This window comes from Polynucleobacter sp. AP-Reno-20A-A9, assembly GCF_018882085.1.
GTDB lineage: Bacteria > Pseudomonadota > Gammaproteobacteria > Burkholderiales > Burkholderiaceae > Polynucleobacter.
In genome coordinates this window covers 1-17,045 of sequence record NZ_JACVPB010000002.1, presented here as the reverse complement: position 1 = coordinate 17,045, position 17,045 = coordinate 1, and the positions used below count along the sequence as shown (strand labels likewise).

General features: G+C 46.9%; 19 protein-coding genes and 1 pseudogene. 10 read left to right on the top strand and 10 right to left on the bottom strand.

Annotation, left to right across the window (positions count from 1 at the left end; genetic code table 11):
- Positions 1-4 precede the first annotated feature (4 nt).
- Genes pcnB through ICN39_RS01770 form a run of 4 tightly spaced genes read right to left on the bottom strand, consistent with a single transcriptional unit; the run spans position 5 to position 3,857 of the window.
- Positions 5-1,405 carry a polynucleotide adenylyltransferase PcnB gene (pcnB, locus tag ICN39_RS01785; protein WP_216232427.1) on the bottom strand — a complete coding sequence of 467 codons (1,401 nt, stop codon included), beginning with the start codon at positions 1,403-1,405 and terminating at the stop codon, positions 5-7.
- Positions 1,402-2,082, bottom strand: a complete 681-nt coding sequence (locus ICN39_RS01780; RefSeq protein WP_216232426.1) for an HAD-IB family hydrolase — start codon at positions 2,080-2,082, stop codon at positions 1,402-1,404. Before ICN39_RS01780 ends, pcnB begins: the two co-directional genes overlap by 4 nt.
- A 19-nt stretch (positions 2,083-2,101) precedes the next feature.
- Positions 2,102-2,857: a DnaA regulatory inactivator Hda gene (hda, locus tag ICN39_RS01775; protein WP_216232425.1), complete on the bottom strand. Its 756-nt coding sequence runs from the start codon at positions 2,855-2,857 to the stop codon at positions 2,102-2,104.
- A 10-nt stretch (positions 2,858-2,867) separates the two neighbouring features.
- On the bottom strand, positions 2,868-3,857 hold the full coding sequence (locus ICN39_RS01770) for an AI-2E family transporter (protein ID WP_216232424.1): 990 nt from the start codon (positions 3,855-3,857) through the stop codon (positions 2,868-2,870).
- Between the two features lie 73 nt (positions 3,858-3,930).
- On the opposite strand from ICN39_RS01770, the gene purM reads away from it, so the two are divergent.
- Positions 3,931-4,983 carry a phosphoribosylformylglycinamidine cyclo-ligase gene (gene purM / locus ICN39_RS01765; RefSeq protein WP_216232423.1) on the top strand — a complete coding sequence of 351 codons (1,053 nt, stop codon included), beginning with the start codon at positions 3,931-3,933 and terminating at the stop codon, positions 4,981-4,983.
- Between the two features lie 5 nt (positions 4,984-4,988).
- Here purM and miaA read toward each other — a convergent pair whose 3' ends face one another.
- Positions 4,989-6,002 (bottom strand): tRNA (adenosine(37)-N6)-dimethylallyltransferase MiaA, encoded by a 1,014-nt coding sequence (gene miaA, locus ICN39_RS01760; RefSeq protein ID WP_216232422.1) that lies wholly within the window; start codon positions 6,000-6,002, stop codon positions 4,989-4,991.
- A gap of 58 nt (positions 6,003-6,060) precedes the next feature.
- On the opposite strand from miaA, the gene ICN39_RS01755 reads away from it, so the two are divergent.
- Positions 6,061-6,705, top strand: a complete 645-nt coding sequence (locus ICN39_RS01755) for a VTT domain-containing protein (protein WP_216232669.1) — start codon at positions 6,061-6,063, stop codon at positions 6,703-6,705.
- 45 nt (positions 6,706-6,750) lie between these two features.
- On the opposite strand, the gene ICN39_RS01750 is transcribed toward ICN39_RS01755, so the two are convergent.
- Both ICN39_RS01750 and murJ read right to left on the bottom strand, forming a co-directional pair.
- Entirely contained in the window at positions 6,751-7,593 is an 843-nt protein-coding gene (locus ICN39_RS01750) for a SirB1 family protein (protein ID WP_216232421.1), read from the bottom strand.
- 5 nt (positions 7,594-7,598) lie between these two features.
- The gene (gene murJ / locus ICN39_RS01745; protein ID WP_216232420.1) at positions 7,599-9,152 is read right to left on the bottom strand and encodes a murein biosynthesis integral membrane protein MurJ; all 1,554 of its coding nucleotides are present in this window, start codon (positions 9,150-9,152) and stop codon (positions 7,599-7,601) included.
- Between the two features lie 151 nt (positions 9,153-9,303).
- On the opposite strand from murJ, the gene rpsT reads away from it, so the two are divergent.
- On the top strand, positions 9,304-9,570 hold the full coding sequence (rpsT, locus tag ICN39_RS01740) for a 30S ribosomal protein S20 (protein WP_071466054.1): 267 nt from the start codon (positions 9,304-9,306) through the stop codon (positions 9,568-9,570).
- Between the two features lie 73 nt (positions 9,571-9,643).
- On the opposite strand, the gene ICN39_RS01735 is transcribed toward rpsT, so the two are convergent.
- Positions 9,644-9,958, bottom strand: a complete 315-nt coding sequence (locus tag ICN39_RS01735) for a DUF3579 domain-containing protein (protein WP_216232419.1) — start codon at positions 9,956-9,958, stop codon at positions 9,644-9,646.
- 150 nt (positions 9,959-10,108) lie between these two features.
- Here ICN39_RS01735 and argF point away from each other — a divergent pair, with 150 nt between their 5' ends.
- The 3 genes from argF (at position 10,109) to ICN39_RS01720 (ending at position 12,718) form a co-directional block, all read left to right on the top strand.
- Positions 10,109-11,056, top strand: a complete 948-nt coding sequence (argF, locus tag ICN39_RS01730; protein WP_216232668.1) for an ornithine carbamoyltransferase — start codon at positions 10,109-10,111, stop codon at positions 11,054-11,056.
- 79 nt (positions 11,057-11,135) lie between these two features.
- A complete protein-coding gene (locus ICN39_RS01725) occupies positions 11,136-12,368 on the top strand; it encodes an argininosuccinate synthase (RefSeq protein ID WP_216232418.1) in 1,233 nt (410 codons plus the stop codon).
- A gap of 44 nt (positions 12,369-12,412) precedes the next feature.
- Positions 12,413-12,718, top strand: a complete 306-nt coding sequence (locus tag ICN39_RS01720; RefSeq protein ID WP_216232417.1) for a pyrimidine/purine nucleoside phosphorylase — start codon at positions 12,413-12,415, stop codon at positions 12,716-12,718.
- 83 nt (positions 12,719-12,801) lie between these two features.
- Here the strand turns inward: ICN39_RS01720 and ICN39_RS01715 are convergent, their stop codons facing one another.
- Positions 12,802-13,266 carry a DUF192 domain-containing protein gene (locus tag ICN39_RS01715; RefSeq protein WP_255532247.1) on the bottom strand — a complete coding sequence of 155 codons (465 nt, stop codon included), beginning with the start codon at positions 13,264-13,266 and terminating at the stop codon, positions 12,802-12,804.
- An 84-nt stretch (positions 13,267-13,350) separates the two neighbouring features.
- Positions 13,351-13,554 carry a cold-shock protein gene (locus tag ICN39_RS01710; protein WP_011903586.1) on the bottom strand — a complete coding sequence of 68 codons (204 nt, stop codon included), beginning with the start codon at positions 13,552-13,554 and terminating at the stop codon, positions 13,351-13,353.
- 277 nt (positions 13,555-13,831) lie between these two features.
- On the opposite strand from ICN39_RS01710, the gene clpS reads away from it, so the two are divergent.
- From clpS to ICN39_RS01690, 4 genes and pseudogenes are all read left to right on the top strand, one after another.
- Positions 13,832-14,188: an ATP-dependent Clp protease adapter ClpS gene (gene clpS / locus ICN39_RS01705; RefSeq protein ID WP_370623664.1), complete on the top strand. Its 357-nt coding sequence runs from the start codon at positions 13,832-13,834 to the stop codon at positions 14,186-14,188.
- A complete protein-coding gene (clpA, locus tag ICN39_RS01700) occupies positions 14,185-16,491 on the top strand; it encodes an ATP-dependent Clp protease ATP-binding subunit ClpA (RefSeq protein WP_216232416.1) in 2,307 nt (768 codons plus the stop codon). The genes clpS and clpA overlap by 4 nt, the downstream gene beginning before the upstream one ends.
- A 43-nt stretch (positions 16,492-16,534) precedes the next feature.
- Positions 16,535-16,768 carry a hypothetical protein gene (locus tag ICN39_RS01695; protein WP_072582836.1) on the top strand — a complete coding sequence of 78 codons (234 nt, stop codon included), beginning with the start codon at positions 16,535-16,537 and terminating at the stop codon, positions 16,766-16,768.
- 84 nt (positions 16,769-16,852) lie between these two features.
- Positions 16,853-17,045: pseudogene (locus tag ICN39_RS01690) on the top strand (IS3 family transposase); the annotation flags it as partial.

The window sequence follows — 17,045 nt, the reverse complement described above, 5'->3', positions numbered from 1 at the left end:
CTGCTTAGCTTGCTGCACTCTCTGGGGGCACTGCAGCTTTTGGCTTTCTACGGCGCCGTCTTTTGGCGGGGTTTGAACTGTTGCTAGATTCATTTTTGATGCTAGCCATGAGCTCATCTTGCCCTGTGGAGTCGGTTGCGATGAAGTCTGTCCACCATTGCCCGATCGCTGGGTTTAATTCCCCGGTGGCGCAGCGAAGCAACATAAAGTCATAACCCGCTCTAAAACGAGGGGATTCAATGAGGCGATAAGGATAGCGCCCCACGCGTCTCTCAAAGCGGGGCTGCATAGACCAAATCTCACGCATATCGCTTTCGAAGCGTCGCTGAATGGTCATACCACTGCTTTGGGTGGCAATCGTGTCATCCATCGCATCATGCAGAGCGGGAATATTGGCCATGCCCTTGGACGAATTGGCTTTCCAATTCTTTAGCAAGTCTGGCCACAGGAGGGTGGCAAATAAAAATCCAGCAGAAACACTTTTACCCGACTGAATACGGTCATCAGTATTGGCTAAGGCAAGCTTTACAAAATCATTAGCCCCCTTGGAGTCTGCGCCTGTATCCAGAATGTGATCTAGGAGCGGGAGTAAGCCATGATGTAATCCAGCATCTTTGAGGCCTTGGATAGCTGCCCAGGAGTAGCCAGACATCAAGAGCTTCAAAATTTCATCAAAGAGTCTCGCAGAGGGAACATCGTTTAATAGTTTGCCTAGCTTTGCAATGGGCGCGCGTGTAGCGCCATCTAACTCAAAGCCAGTCTTGGCGGCGAAGCGAACCGCTCTGAGCATGCGCACCGGATCTTCTCGATAGCGCTTTGCTGGATCGCCGATCATGCGTAAAGTTTTCTTTTGCATGTCTGCCATACCGCCGTGATAGTCGAGAACGGTTTCAGTCGAAGGGTCGTAATACATCGCATTGATTGTGAAATCGCGTCTTGCAGCATCTTCACCTTGTGAGCCCCAGACGTTATCCCTTAGGATCCGGCCACTTTCAGCAACATGGTCTCCAGCGTTATCCAATAGGGCTCTGAAGGTTGATACCTCAATGATTTCGGGATGGCCTTTCCCAAAAAAAGTCACGTGCACAATTTGAAAGCGGCGACCAATCAGGCGCGCCTTACGAAAGAGCCTTTGCACTTGATCCGGTGTTGCATTGGTGGCAACGTCAAAATCTTTGGGGCTGATGCCTAGGGCAAGATCTCTGACAGCACCTCCAACAATAAAGGCCTCATATCCTGCTTGCTGCAATGTGTGCGTTACCTTGACTGCATTCTTAGAAAGCAAGTGGGGATCAATGCGGTGCGCTTTTTTGGCAATGCGTTTTGGTGCGCCAGAGTGATTGGATTGGGTGTGCTTGACCATCGGGTCACGCCGCAAAATACGTTTAATAAATTTAGTGATCATGCAAACAATTCAAGAATAGGCCAGTTGCGCTGCTTAGCCTCGTTACGAAGGCGATCATCTGGATTAGTAGCAACGGGATGACTTACTTTTTCAAGTAAGGGAAGATCATTCATCGAGTCAGAATAAAAATAACTATAAGGTAATGCATCTAAAGATAGTTTTTGCGATGCTAACCAGTCATGCAGATTTTGAATCTTGCCTTCGCGAAAATTTGGAATACCTTTGACTTCGCCAGTGTAGTTGGCTAATGGATGATTATCTGCAGTGGCTGGCTCTGTAGCAATCAGATGCTCGATACCAAAGCTTTCAACAATGGGGCGCGTCACAAAGCTATTGGTGGCGGTGATTACGCAGCAAAGGTCGCCAGCATCTTGGTGGCGTTTTACTAGATCGATTGCCTGTTGTCGGAGTTGGCCATTAATAACTTCTTTCATAAAAGCGTCATGCCACTCTTTCAGTTGCGCGCGCGAATGCTCTGAAAGTGGTTTCAAGGCAAAGCGTAAAAACTCATGGATATCAAGCTTACCTTCTTTGTAGTCTTGATAAAAGCGTTCGTTTTGTCGTGCGTAGTATTTGCTATCTACAACACCAATGCGAGCCAAAAATTGGCCCCATTCGTAATCGCTATCGCAGGGCAAAAGAGTGTGGTCTAAATCGAAAAGGGCTAGCTGAGTCACGAATTGGATATTTAATTAATTATTTGGGCTGCAGGAGCTCACGAACAAGAGGTAAGGTTACAGCACGTTTTGTTTCTAAGGAGTAAGCGTCTAAAGCATCAATCAAGGCCATCAGACTAGGCATATCTCGATAAAAGCGACTCAATAACCAAGGCAACACATCGGGCGATAAAACGAGCCCTCGCGCTTTGGCTGCTTCCTCTAATGCCTGTATTTTCTCATCATCATCCAAAAGCTGCGTTTGGAAGATCAAGCCCCAACCCAGGCGGGTTCGCAGGTCTTCTCGGAGCTTCAGGTTGGCTGGTGCGGCATTTCCGGCCATAAAAATATGGATCGCTTTGCTCGCCTGTACTCCATTCAGAATGCGAAATAGAGAGCCAACAAGGCGATCATCTAGCTGGTCGACATCATCAACAGTAATGACTGAGGGGGTGTCGCTTTCAGTCATTGCGCTCATCTTTTCTTCTAGGCGAACCCAAGTGGTTGGCTCGAAAGGAGAGAGGGCAATATGTATTAGGCCAGCATGCTGGGCTGCATTCCCAATCGCATTGAGTAGGTGGGTGCGACCAGAACCTTCAGGTCCCCACCAGTAGATCCAACGTTGATTGAGTGGATTGCTGGCTTGCTGGGGATTTGCTTCCCCCCAAGATTGCTCAATGTCTTGCAGTGCAGAAATTAAGGCAAGATCTTTTCCGGGGAGGTAGTTTTCTAGGCTAGCAACGGGAGAGTGGCTGATGTCTAGCGCAAATTGTTTTGGAAGCGAGGGTGTATTCATTACTGCAAATTTATTTTTGATACCAAGAGCTTTGCGTATAGATAGACCACAAGTATTGGACTAAGACTAAGCTGACTGCGCTAATTGGCAAGGCGAGTAATACGCCAAAGAAGCCAAATAGCTTGCCAAAGAAAAGCAAGGCAAACAAGACGGCAACCGGATGCAGTCCAATGCGCTCGCCCACTAGGCGGGGCGTTAGGAAGAAGCCTTCTAAAAATTGCCCAATGCCAAATAAAATCAGCACACCAATAATTTCAGTGCCTGGACCAAATTGAAGAAGTGCTGATAAGGTTGCCAGTGTGAGGCCTATGGTGATGCCGATGTATGGAATCACAATCATCAGGGCAGTAAAGATGCCTAGTGCGGCGGCACCTTTAATGCCAATCAAGCTTAAGCCTGCGCTGTAATAAATTGCCATAATGGAGATGACGATCAACATACCGCGTAAGTATTGGGAAAGTAATCCATCGGTATGCATTGCTAAGTGGTGCACGGTTTCTTGAGCGCGCACTGGCACGATGTTTTTGACTAGATTAAAAAAATGATTCCAGTCCATTAGTAAATAAAACATCACGAAAATAATCAGTACTGCATTCACAAAACCAGCAATCACTGAACTGCCAGACATCAGAACGGTGTCAATAGTTGAGGACATCAACGTATCTGCGTTGTCATTAATGTGCTCAGTAATTTTTTGGGTGGCACTGGCTTTCAGGGTGCCCCAATCAAAATTAATGTGAAATTCACTGAGTTTTGGACCAAGCCAAGCCTGGGTATTGGCAATCCAGTCTGGTAGCTGAGCCTTAATGAGGGGTATTTCATACCTCAGGAGGCTAACGAGCAGGCTCAAGATGAGGAAAACGAGGCTTAGACCTATCAACATAGCCAAGGCGGCGGCGAGCGCGCGAGGCGCTCGATGCTTCTCAAGCCACAGGCAAAAAGGGCGTAGGGCATACGCCAGAATGAATGCGGTAAGAAAAGGGGTAAAAATTTCGGCCATCTTGCTTCAATCCTCTAGAATTCAATGATTCTACTGACGAAGTAGCATTTTTTACTAATATTCCGGCTCTGACATGACCTCATCTACTAATTCTTCCTCTAAAGGCCTTTCCTACCGTGACGCTGGCGTCGATATTGATGCTGGGGACGACTTGGTCGACCGTATTAAGCCGCTTGCCAAGAAAACCATGCGCGAGGGTGTTTTAGCTGGAATTGGTGGCTTTGGAGCCCTTTTTGAGGTGCCTAAGCGCTACAAAGAGCCAGTATTGGTGTCTGGTACCGACGGTGTGGGTACTAAGCTGAGACTGGCTTTTGAGTGGAATCGTCATGAAACCATTGGTCAAGACTTAGTAGCCATGAGTGTGAATGACATCCTAGTTCAGGGTGCAGAGCCTCTTTTCTTCCTGGATTACTTTGCGTGCGGCAAGTTGACTGTAGATACAGCGGCAACCGTTGTTGGCGGGATTGCCAAGGGTTGCGAATTATCTGGCTGTGCATTAATCGGTGGCGAAACTGCAGAAATGCCAGGCATGTATCCCCCAGGTGAATATGACTTAGCTGGATTTGCCGTGGGCGCAGTTGAAAAGTCAAAAATCATTACTGGCGCAACGATTGTTCCGGGTGATGCGGTGTTGGCAATCGGCTCAAGTGGTGCGCATTCAAATGGTTACTCATTAGTGCGTAAGATTATTGAGCGTGCTGGTGCAAAGCCTACTGATGATTTAGGCGGTCGCCCATTGGGTGATGTTGTGATGGCGCCAACAGAAATTTATGTGAAGCCACTTCTAAAATTGATTTCTGAAATCAATGTAAAAGGAATGGCGCATATCACCGGCGGTGGTTTGGTTGATAACGTGCCACGTGTACTTCCAGAAAATACTCAGGCAGTGTTGCATCGCGATAGCTGGCAAATGCCAGACCTGTTCCGTTGGTTGCAAATGAAGGGTGGCGTTGCTGATGCGGAAATGGTGCGCGTATTTAACTGCGGCATCGGCATGGTAGTGATTGTTGCGCCCGACCAAGTGGATGCAGTAATCAAATCATTGACTGCGCAAGGACTTAAGGCTTGGACAGTTGGCGAAGTGGTTGAGCGTCCAAAAGATGCGCCACAAACTATCGTCATCTAAACGAACTACCTTGATTTTTTGATTAGATTGCTTTTGCAGTAATCTAAAGCGGCCTTCAACTCTTCGGGGTTGAAGGGGTCAAATATATTTCTTCCATCTATTGCGCGTAGCCATGTGAGCTGACGCTTGCCAAGCTGACGCGTGGCCGCCAATGCTTTGTAGCGCATTTCCTCAGCATCAATTTCACCATTGAGAAATTCCCAGGCTTGGCGATAGCCTACAGAACGAATGGCTGGAAGATCTGCATGTAAGCCACCATTGGTTCGCAGGGCTTTGACTTCATCTATAAATCCGGCGGCAAGCATTTCATCAAAACGTTTTTCTAGATTGAGATGTAATCGCTTGCGATCACTTGGCTCTAGCGACACTAAATTAATCCATGATGGAATCGCTGAGCCTTCTCTGCCATCATCACTGGGTGAGTCAGCCAGCAGTACGGACATCGGTTTACCGGTGATTTCATAAACTTCTAAAGCACGCTGCACTCTTTGAGAATCGTTTGGCTTTAAGCGCGCTGCAGTTTCAGGATCAAGCTTTTTAAGTTTGTCGTGCATTGCTGGCCAGCCAATAGTTTTACCTTCTTCGTCTAAACGAGTACGAATTTCTGGATTTGCTGGAGGTAGTGAGGAGAGGCCATGTGCCCACGCACGCCAATACAGCATCGTTCCACCTACAACCACCGGAATATTTCCTCGTGCACGAATCTCGGTGCAAAGACGTTTCGCATCATTGGCAAAACGTGCTGCTGAATAGACTTCGGTGGGATCGATGATGTCAATCAGATGATGAATAACAGCAGCTTGTTCTGACTGAGTTGGTTTGGCGCTACCGATATCTAAACCGCGATAGACCAAAGCGGAATCCATGCTGATGAGTTCAATCGTTAGGCCAATGGATTTCGCATACTCGGCCAAAGACATGGCGAGATGGGTTTTTCCTGCGCCAGTCGGCCCCACAATACAGAGGGTTGGGACTTCATCTGAAGCAAGCTTGGGCTGAATGTAGGGTTCAGTTTGCATGCCTAATTATAAGAGCCTGTTAAGATCCGCAACAACCCATAAGTTAGAGAGCGAGTTGATGGATACCCTTTTGCAAATCAGTGATTTATTGCTACACATTGATAAACATCTAGATGTGGTGATTCAGCAATACGGCCCTTGGGCCTATGGCCTATTGTTTGCTATTGTTTTTGCAGAAACAGGCTTAGTGGTTGCGCCTTTCTTGCCTGGGGACTCTCTCTTATTTATTGCGGGCGCCTATTGCGCTACCGAGCATTTCAATATTTGGACTTTGTGTATTGGTTTGTTAATTGCCGCAGTCGCAGGCAACACCGTGAATTACTTTATTGGCCGCTGGATTGGCAAGCGAGTCTTCAGCAGTCAATCACGCTGGATTGATCAAGGCGCCTTATTGAAGACCCACGCTTTTTATGAAAAGCATGGTGGCAAAACGATTATCTTGGCACGCTTCTTACCTATCATCCGCACCTTTGCACCTTTTATTGCCGGCGTATCCGAGATGAACTTCTCACGCTTTCAGTTATTCAACATCACTGGCGCGGCGTTGTGGGTCTTTGGTTTGGTCGTGGCGGGATATTTCTTTGGCAACATCCCCCTCATTCGTCAGAACCTCAATGTGATAGTGCTTGTTGGTGTTGGCGCAGCTGCGGTGCCCGTTTTATTTGCGGCTATCTACAAAATTTTTCAGAGCAAGAAAAACTAAAGGAAGTTTAAAAATTAAAGCGCCAACACTAAAGCCAATGCGGCTTTAGTGCAGCTTGGTTTGACTTTCGAGGGTGGCGATATGCTCACGGATATCGCTGGCATCTTCAGCTTCTGGAACTTCGCTGAGATAGCGATGCATATCCGCCAATGCTGGACGTAAATACTCTAGCTGTGCAAATATCAAGCCCCTATCCCGAATTTCTTCAATAGAGTCTGGCAGCAGAATGACGAGACGTTCTTGAATGCCTAGTAAACGCTCCCAGCGCTCATGTTCTGAGTAAATCATTTTGAGATTTCTCAGAAAGCGGGACAGAATCTCTCTCGAGCTAGAGGCGCGCAGGAAGATATTAAGCGGCAGGCTCAACTCACCTCTATAGCCTTTAGCGTCCAAGTAGGGGTCAAGCATTTCTTGTAACTGAGCCTTTGATAACGATTCACCAGTCAAGGGATCCATAATCACTTCACCTTGTTGCAAAGAGATGCGCATCATGAAGTGATTCGGAAATGAAACACCGCGAATCTTCAAGCCGATCTGGTTTCCCAACTCCATCATCAAAATAGCTAATGAGATTGGAATCCCTCTGCGATTTTCGAGTATGTAATGCAAGTATGAATTTTCAGGGGCATAAAAATCATTTGGGTTCGGACCAAAACCCAACTCGGTATAAAAGAAATGCTTCAGAATTTGTAAGCGCTGAACGGGTGATGTATCCGGCGTGATGCGAGTTTTGAGTTTGTTGCCCATCTCATCAATTTGATCGAGTGCGCCTTGAACATCAAGATCGGGATAAGCGTGCTGTGCAACAGCGATTGCTGCCTCGGTTAGCGGGAGGTGTTCGTCTTCAGCAACTAGGGAGGTGAAATAGTCGAGTTGTTGTGTTGGCATACCAGCTATTTTGCATGACGCAAGAATTTTTGCCAGCGAATTCCAACTAAACCCAAGGATGCGAAGTAAACAATGGCAGCAAGACCAAGCCATACTCCTACCAAGCCAATACGCAACCATGGTTCAGTTTGGAGGGCAATCCAATTGTGCGTACCAGCAGCATAAAAAAGCACTGCTGCGAACGGGATGAGCGCGAATAATAGCTGACCTAGGTACTTGATCCAGCCAGAATGAGGGAGGGCTCCACGTCGATGCAAGCCAACCCAAAGCAAGGCGGCATTCAGGCAAGCACCAGTACCTACTGAAAGGGCAAGTCCAGCATGACCGAGCCAAGGTACGAATACTAGGTTTGCTAACTGGGTAGCTACTAAAACGAGTAATCCAATCTTGACGGGGGTGCGAATATCTTGGCGAGAGTAAAAACCAGGCGCCAAAATTTTTACGAGAATCAAGCCAATGAGGCCAACTCCATAGGCTGCCAATGCGCGTTGGGTCATCAGGACATCGAGTGCAGTGAATTTGCCATAGTGGTACAAGACCGCTGCCAAAGGCTCGCCGAAGATAAAGAGTGCAATTGCGCAAGGCGCTGCTAGCAAGAAAGTAAGTTGCAACCCCCAGATGAGTAATTCACCGGCATGCACTAAATCGTTTTTGGCATTGGCCTTACTGAGGCTTGGCAAGAGAACGGTTCCCAGGGCAACACCCAGTAATGCGGTTGGAAATTCCATCAAGCGATCTGCGTAGGATAACCACGACACACTTCCTGCCTGCAGACGTGAAGCTATGTTGGTATTGATGATGAGGGAAATTTGTGCAACAGAAACCGCAAATACTGCGGGCCCCATTAATTTCATGACGCGTCTAGCTTCAGGATTGGTGATTGCTGATTTGATAGCGCCAGGCAATAAACCAATGCGAGGTAATAGCCCAAGGCGAGCAAGCGTTGGAACTTGAAGGACAAGCTGGAGTATTCCACCAAGTAAGACACCAATACTTAAGGCATAAATCGGTTGCTCTAAGTGGGGCGCTAAAAAGATGGCGCTACCAATTAAGGCGAGATTGAGCAAGACAGGGGTAAAAGCTGGAATTGCAAAGCGGTGATAGGTGTTTAGGATCCCTGCTGAGAGTGAGACCATAGAAATCAGCCCGATATAAGGGAACATGATTCGGGTCATTACGACGCTGGCGTCATAGGCGGATCCACCTTTAAACCCTGTGGCAATGACCAGAATGAGTACTGGGGCGCCAATGACTCCTAGCAATACTGTGAGCAGCAAAGCCCAAAATAAGAGCGTGGCGACCGCATTTATGAGGATTTTGGCCTTAGTTTGATCTTCTTTTGTGGCAATTTCGCCCAAAATCGGCACAAAAGCTTGAGAAAAAGCCCCTTCCGCAAACAGCCGACGCAGCAAGTTGGGTAGCCTAAAAGCAACATTAAAGGCGTCCGTCCACTCGGAAGCCCCGAAACTACGGGCAATCAGGGTCTCCCGGAGTAGACCCGTAATACGGGACAGCATGGTTAGGGAGCTGACCTTGGCGGCGGCGGAAAGTAGATTCATGAGGCGATTTTCACCTATTTATCTGTCGGCTGGGCTTTTTTGCCCCTTTAAGGTAAAATCTTGGGTTTTGGCGAGCTTGCTTATGAATCTGGCAAGTCCGCAGGATTTTTAACTAATCGCATTTTGCAATTTATAGAGGCAAGGTTTAAAGATGGCCAATACAGCACAAGCGCGCAAGCGTGCACGCCAAGCAGTAAAACAAAACGAGCACAACTCCAGTTTGCGTTCAAAGCTCCGCACTTCCATTAAGGCAGTTCGTAAAGCAATTGAAACTGGTGACAAAGCTTCTGCAGCGAAAGTTTTCGCGGCAACTCAAGCAACAATCGACAAGATTGCTGACAAAAAGATTGCTCACAAAAATACTGCGGCACGTCAGAAGTCACGTTTGTCTGCAGCTATCAAGGCGATGGCAGCGTAATACAGTTTTAGTTTTAGGCTGGTCGAAGAAGTTTCGACCTAAGCCCGCTCCTCATCAGAGCGGGTTTTTGTTTTTAAGGCTGGGGTGGGGCTGTTGGGTTGAACTCACACGCCTCTTCGATTGGTAGGCTGTTGTCTTTGGCAAAGTTCATGACAAAGTCTAGCGCTCGAGGATCTAGGTCCCTCAGTCGAGTATCGATAACAACGCATTTCACTTTTGCAATAAGCACTGGTCTGACATAGGGCGAATAAGTGAAGCGAGGGTCCCCGGAGTCACCGGGAGGGCGAAAAGTAGCCATCACCCCGCACAGACGCTCCGCCCAATCACTGGGCCGAAATGGTTTGCCAGAAGTGGTAATGCCTTGAATGAAAAGCTTTTTGTGGTTCAAGTTCGCGTAATGATGGTAGTAGAAATAGTGTTCTAAGTCCTCTAGCTTAACAGCCCAAGTTGGCCGTAAGATGGCTTTAGGGTCTATTTTCGTGCAACCGAATGTTTGAAGAAAAAAATGCAAGCCAAAACTTTAGTAGAAAGCTCAACTATGACATCTCTGGCGAAGCCGCAAGTGCCCGGTCAGGTAAAGCACTACCTGCAGTTTTCTGACCTCACACGTGAAGAGTACGACTATTTGCTCAAGCGTTCGGCGTGGCTCAAGGCCAAGTTTAAGAGCTATGAAACTTGGCACCCACTGCATGACCGCACCTTGGCAATGATTTTTGAGAAGCATTCCACCCGTACCCGCCTGTCCTTTGAGGCAGGCATCCATCAGCTTGGTGGTCATGCGGTATATCTAAATACACGAGATACTCAGTTGGGTCGTGGTGAGCCTGTAGAAGATGCTGCTCAGGTAATTTCGCGGATGACTGACATCATCATGATTCGTACCTTTGGCCAAGACATTATTGAGCGTTTTGCATCGAATTCACGGGTGCCGGTCATCAACGGCCTCACAAATGAATTTCATCCTTGCCAAGTATTGGCCGATATCTTCACCTTTGTAGAGGCGCGTGGCCCAATCCAAGGTAAAACAGTGGCTTGGGTAGGGGATGCCAATAATATGGCCTATACCTGGTTGCAGGCTGCTGAATGTCTCGATTTTCAGTTGCGCTTCTCCGCGCCAGAGGGTTATCAGTTGGACGAGACGCGTTTATCGCCACAATCTGCAAGGCATTTAACAATTTGCGCTGATCCAAAAGAAGCTTGCAAAGGTGCTGACCTAGTTAGTACCGACGTCTGGACCAGCATGGGTTATGAGGCTGAAAATACTTCACGTATGAATGCTTTCCAGGATTGGATGGTTGATGAAGAGTTGATGTCCTTGGCTAAGCCTGACGCACTATTTATGCACTGCTTGCCAGCGCACCGTGGTGAAGAAGTTTCAGCAGGAGTGATTGATGGGCCGCAAAGTATTGTTTGGGAAGAGGCGGAAAATCGTTTGCACGTCCAAAAAGCCCTGATGGAGTATTTACTCTGCGGTCGTTTGGATTAACCAACACAACTTCAGCAATAAAATAATCAGTAAATAATCAGCAATTCGTTTTCATTAATTTTGATTGAATAAGAAAAATATGTCCGACATTAAAAAAGTAGTCTTAGCGTATTCCGGCGGTCTAGATACAAGCGTGATCTTGAAATGGCTTCAAGATACCTATGGCTGTGAGATCGTAACCTTTACCGCTGACTTAGGTCAGGGTGAAGAGTTGGAGCCGGCACGCGCTAAGGCTTTGCAATTTGGCATCAAGCCTGAAAACATTTTTATTGATGACTTGCGCGAAGAGTTTGTACGTGACTTTGTATTCCCAATGTTCCGCGCGAATACGATTTACGAGGGTGAATATTTATTGGGTACATCTATTGCGCGTCCATTAATCGCTAAGCGTCAAATTGAAATTGCTCGCTTAACTGGCGCCGACTCTGTATCGCACGGCGCTACTGGCAAAGGAAATGACCAGGTTCGCTTTGAATTGGGTTACTACGCTCTTGAACCAGGAATCAAGGTAATCGCTCCTTGGCGTGAATGGGATCTTCTCTCGCGTGAGAAGTTGATGGCTTACGCAGAAAAGCATGGCATTCCGGTTGAGATGAAGCATAAGCAAGGCGGTTCACCGTACTCAATGGATGCCAACCTTTTGCACATCAGTTATGAAGGCCGTCACCTCGAGAATCCAAATGCAGAAGCAGAAGAGTCTATGTGGCGTTGGACCGTTTCTCCTGAAAAGGCTCCAGATGCTCCAGAAATTATTGAAATCGAATTTAAAGCTGGTGACCCAGTAGCAATTGATGGCAAAGCCTATAAGCCGCACGAGTTGTTGGCTGAACTAAATCGTTTTGGCGGCAAACATGGCATTGGCCGTCTTGATTTAGTAGAAAACCGCTTTGTTGGCATGAAGAGCCGTGGCTGTTACGAAACTCCTGGCGGCACAATTCTTCTAAAGGCTCACCGTGGTATTGAAAGTATTACCTTGGATCGTGAAGTGGCGCACTTGAAGGATGACTTGACGCCACGTTACGCCAGCCTGATCTATAACGGCTTGTGGTGGGCACCAGAACGTCTCGCCCTACAAACCTTGATTGATCACACGCAACAGGCTGTTAACGGCGTTGTGCGCTTAAAGCTCTACAAAGGTTCCGTCTCTGTGATTTCACGTGACTCAGTCAATACTTTATTTGATCAAAACATCGCAACCTTTGACGATGATGGCGGCGCATACAACCAAGCAGATGCTGGTGGTTTTATTAAGCTCAATGCCTTGCGTATGCGAATTGCCGAAACAGCTAGACGTAAGCGCGCTCAGAAATAACTAAAAGTAAACGATTAGAACCAAACAGATAAGAAAGAATTAGCATGCAATTTGATCAAGTTTCCGTAGGCAAAAAAGCCAATGTATTTTTTGATGGCAAGTGTGTTTCCCATACCGTGACATTGCCTAATGGCATTCGCAAGTCGGTTGGCGTGGTGTTACCAAGCACTTTACGCTTTGACTTAAGCACCAGCGAGATTATGGAAGTAGTTGATGGCAATGCTTTTGTCAGCATCAATGGCGCCCCTGAGCAAGAGTTCAAGGCCGGTCAAAGCTGGGAGGTGGAGAAGGGTGGCTACTTCATCATTCGTGCTGAGCAACCAGTGCACTATGTTTGCCACTTTGAATAAATCAAAGATGCTCTAAAACAAAACGCAGACCTCGGTCTGCGTTTTTTATTGGCTCAAGATGAATTATTTCGAACTAGCCCAGATTATTTTTTTGGTAAACCCGTAACCACCGTACCTGGGACAATCACGCGCTCAGAGAACCATTGCTTATTCATCTCCAGTGCATAACGCACTGCCGCCTTAGGGCAGTGATTATTGGTAGTTTCAGCCTGCATCTCTTCAATATTCACAATTCTCCCATCATCTGCAATGAATGCAATTGAGAGTGGGATCTTAGTGTTGTTCATCCAGAAGCAGTGACCTGCCTTTTGTTCAAAAATAAATAACATTCCAGAATTCGTTGGCATGCTTGTGCGGTTCATGAGGCCAACCTCTCTAGCCTTCGGTGTATCGGCAAGCTCAGCCTGTATGCGATAGATGCCCGTCTTTAATTCAATAGTGGGTAGTCCGACGTTAACCTGAGCAAGCGTTAGGGTGGAGCAAAGAATGAGCGCAGTAGAAAATACTTGGCGCAAGAAGGTTGGGGTACTAAGGATTGTTATAGACATGCCTTGTATTTTAAGCGAGGGAAATTGCAGACGAAAAAAAACCCAGGAACAAGTCCTGGGTTTTTAATAATGATCTAAGGACTATTAAGCCGCTTGGATATTGGTAGCTTGCTTGCCTTTAGGACCTTGGGTAATGTCAAACGTTACCTTTTGGTTTTCCTTGAGGGTTTTGAACCCAGGCATAGTAATTGCGCTGAAATGCGCGAACAACTCTTCTTCACCATCATCAGGTTTGATAAAGCCAAAACCTTTTGCATCATTGAACCACTTAACAATTCCGGTCGCCATGCGAACTCCATTACATAAACTTAAAACAACCGTGATGAGGGTAAATACTTTTTAATCAGTCTCAATCCACAACACGCCTAAATAGAACCTCTTTTGAAGCCTACCCCCCGATTGTTTGCCCTTTTTCGAGGGGTGTCAAGGAGTTATATGCCCCTACCCCCTAGTAATTACCCCTTTTTTTATAGAAAAATGCCCCAATATGGGTTTAAGAGGGGGTTTTTGCGTGTTTTTCGCAACATGACCCCTGTAAATTAAAGTTTGGATATCTGTGTTTAGAATGTTTCTCATGAGTCGCGCGCCAAAAAATCCCACTACTGGTAATCCCAGTAATCCGTATATTGAAGACACCCTTCTGCTCGAAAAGCAAATCGAGCAAGTAAAGGCGCCTTCGATGTATAAAGTTTTATTAATGAATGACGATTACACGCCAATGGAATTTGTGGTGATGGTGATTCAGGAGTATTTTAATAAGGATCACGAAACAGCTACACGCATCATGTTGCAAGTACATTTAGTTGGCAAAGGTGTTTGCGGAGTATTTACCCGCGATGTTGCCGCTACGAAAGTGCATCAAGTTATCGAACTCTCCCGTGAAGCGGGTCACCCACTACAGTGCACTATGGAGGAAGCATGATTGCCCAAGAATTAGAAGTGAGTTTGCACATGGCGTTTGTTGACGCAAGGGCATCCCGACATGAGTTCATCACAGTTGAGCATTTGCTCGCGGCCTTACTGGATAACGCTACTGCGGTAGAGGTCTTAAAGGCTTGCGCAGTCAATATCGCAGAGCTACGCGCTCAACTCAAAAACTTTATTAACGACAACACACCTGTGGTGCCAGGCAATGATGAGGTTGATACACAACCCACGCTAGGATTTCAGCGTGTGATTCAGCGCGCCATCATGCATGTGCAGTCAACATCGAATGGTAAGAAAGAAGTGACTGGTGCAAATGTGCTGGTCGCCATCTTCGGCGAAAAAGATTCGCATGCGGTTTATTTCTTGCAACAGCAGGGCGTTACCCGCTTAGATGTTGTGAACTTCATTAGTCATGGTGTGCGTAAAGATCAATCGGAGCATGTGAAGCCCGTTGAGCCCTCCCAGGAGGCTGAGGAGTCTAGTGCTTCCGGTAAAGAAAGTCCCCTTGAGCAATACACGCAAAACCTCAATGTCATGGCTCGTCAAGGCAAGATTGATCCATTGATTGGGCGCGAGAGCGAGGTAGAGCGCGTTATTCAAGTGCTGTGCCGTCGTCGCAAAAACAACCCGTTATTGGTGGGTGAGGCTGGGGTAGGTAAGACAGCAATTGCTGAGGGCTTGGCCTGGAGAATCGTGAAAGGTGATGTGCCTGATATTTTGGCCAACGCCACTGTTTACTCTTTAGATATGGGCGCTCTTTTAGCGGGTACTAAATACCGTGGTGATTTTGAGCAGCGCTTGAAGAGCGTTCTCAAGTCACTCAAAGATCATACTCATGGTGTTTTGTTTATTGATGAGATTCATACGCTGATTGGAGCGGGCGCAGCTTCTGGCGGTACATTAGATGCGAGCAATTTATTGAAACCCGCTTTGTCTAATGGCCAGCTGAAATGTATCGGTGCAACTACCTTTACAGAATATCGCGGCATCTTTGAAAAGGATGCGGCTTTATCACGTCGTTTTCAGAAGGTGGATGTTGTAGAGCCAACCGTAGATCAAACAGTGCAAATTCTGCGTGGCTTGAAATCACGCTTCGAAGAACATCACAGTGTGAAGTATGCGGCTGCTGCTTTGGTGGCTGCCGCAGAACTTTCCGCTCGCTATATTAATGATCGTCATTTGCCTGATAAGGCAATTGACGTCATCGATGAAGCTGGTGCTGCTCAGCGTATTTTGCCGAAGTCTAAGCAGAAGAAAACTATTGGGCGCCCTGAGATTGAAGAGATCGTAGCGAAGATTGCACGCATACCGCCGCAATCAGTCACTGTAGACGATCGTAGCAAGTTGCAAACTTTGGATCGCGATATTAAGAGTGTGGTCTTTGGACAAGATCCTGCGATCGAAGCCTTGGCTAGTGCTATCAAAATGACTCGTGCTGGTCTGGGCAAGATTGATAGACCGATCGGATCATTCTTGTTCTCTGGACCAACAGGCGTTGGCAAGACTGAAGTTGCTAAACAGCTTGCCTACATTCTAGGTATTGAGTTACTCCGTTTTGATATGTCCGAGTACATGGAGCGTCATGCAGTGAGTCGCTTGATTGGCGCACCTCCAGGTTATGTAGGATTTGATCAGGGCGGATTGTTAACTGAGGCCGTGAATAAGAAACCGCATTGTGTGCTCTTATTAGATGAAATTGAAAAAGCCCACCCAGATATTTTCAATATTCTGTTGCAGGTAATGGATCATGGTACTTTGACGGATAACAATGGTCGTAAGACTGATTTCCGTAACGTGATCATCATCATGACTACCAATGCTGGCGCTGAGGCGATGCAGAAATCGACCATTGGCTTTACCAATGCGCGTGAGTCTGGCGATGAGATGGCCGATATCAAGAAGTTCTTTACGCCAGAGTTTCGCAATCGCTTGGATGCTATTGTTTCCTTCAAAGCTCTTGATGAGTCCATCATCATGCGTGTAGTTGATAAGTTCTTGATGCAGCTAGAAGAGCAACTCCACGAGAAGAAGGTGGATGCCACCTTTAGTCCCGCTTTGCGTGCTCATCTAGCAAAACACGGCTTCGATCCTCTAATGGGTGCGCGTCCGATGCAACGCATTATTCAGGATACTGTGCGTAAAGCCCTTGCTGACGAGCTACTGTTTGGTAAGTTAGCTCAAGGTGGTCACGTGGATGTCGATATTGCTGCTGATGGCAAGGTTCTATTGAACTTCGAAACTCCAGTATTGCCAGGTAAGCGTGCTAAGGCTGATATAGCGCCTGCTGAAGAAATTTAATTAACAAACATTTTTAAATAAAAACAACCCAAAAAAGGAATATATGTCTCATCACGATAAATTACTAGAAGCTTTTGAAAACTACAAAGCTGAGAACGAAAAGTTTCAAGGCAAAGGCATTAAAGCTTCTGCAGCGCGCGCACGTAAGGCTTTGCAGGAGATTGCTGGTTCTTGCAAAGAGCGCCGTAAAGAAATTACTGCTGAAAAAGAGTCTCGTGAAGGCGCTGGTGCTGGCATGTCGCAAGATGCTGCTCGCAAAGCGCATATCCGCAAGTAAGCAATCTGCACTTATAAGAAAAGCCACCTACTGAACTGACCCCCAAAAGTTGGACATTATGTCCAACCAAGGGGGTTTTGTTTTATGAGCAAGTACAGCAAGCAGTTCAAGCTAAAGGTAGTTAAAGAGTTTTTAAAGTCAGGCGGTCTTAGGCGGGTAGGTCACTTATTTAAGATTAGCCATTCAGATGTCCGTAAATGGACCTTGGCTTATCAAGCCCATGGTCATAGTGGCCTTAACCCCAGCTTCCAACGCTACTCCCCAGAGTTTAAAGTCC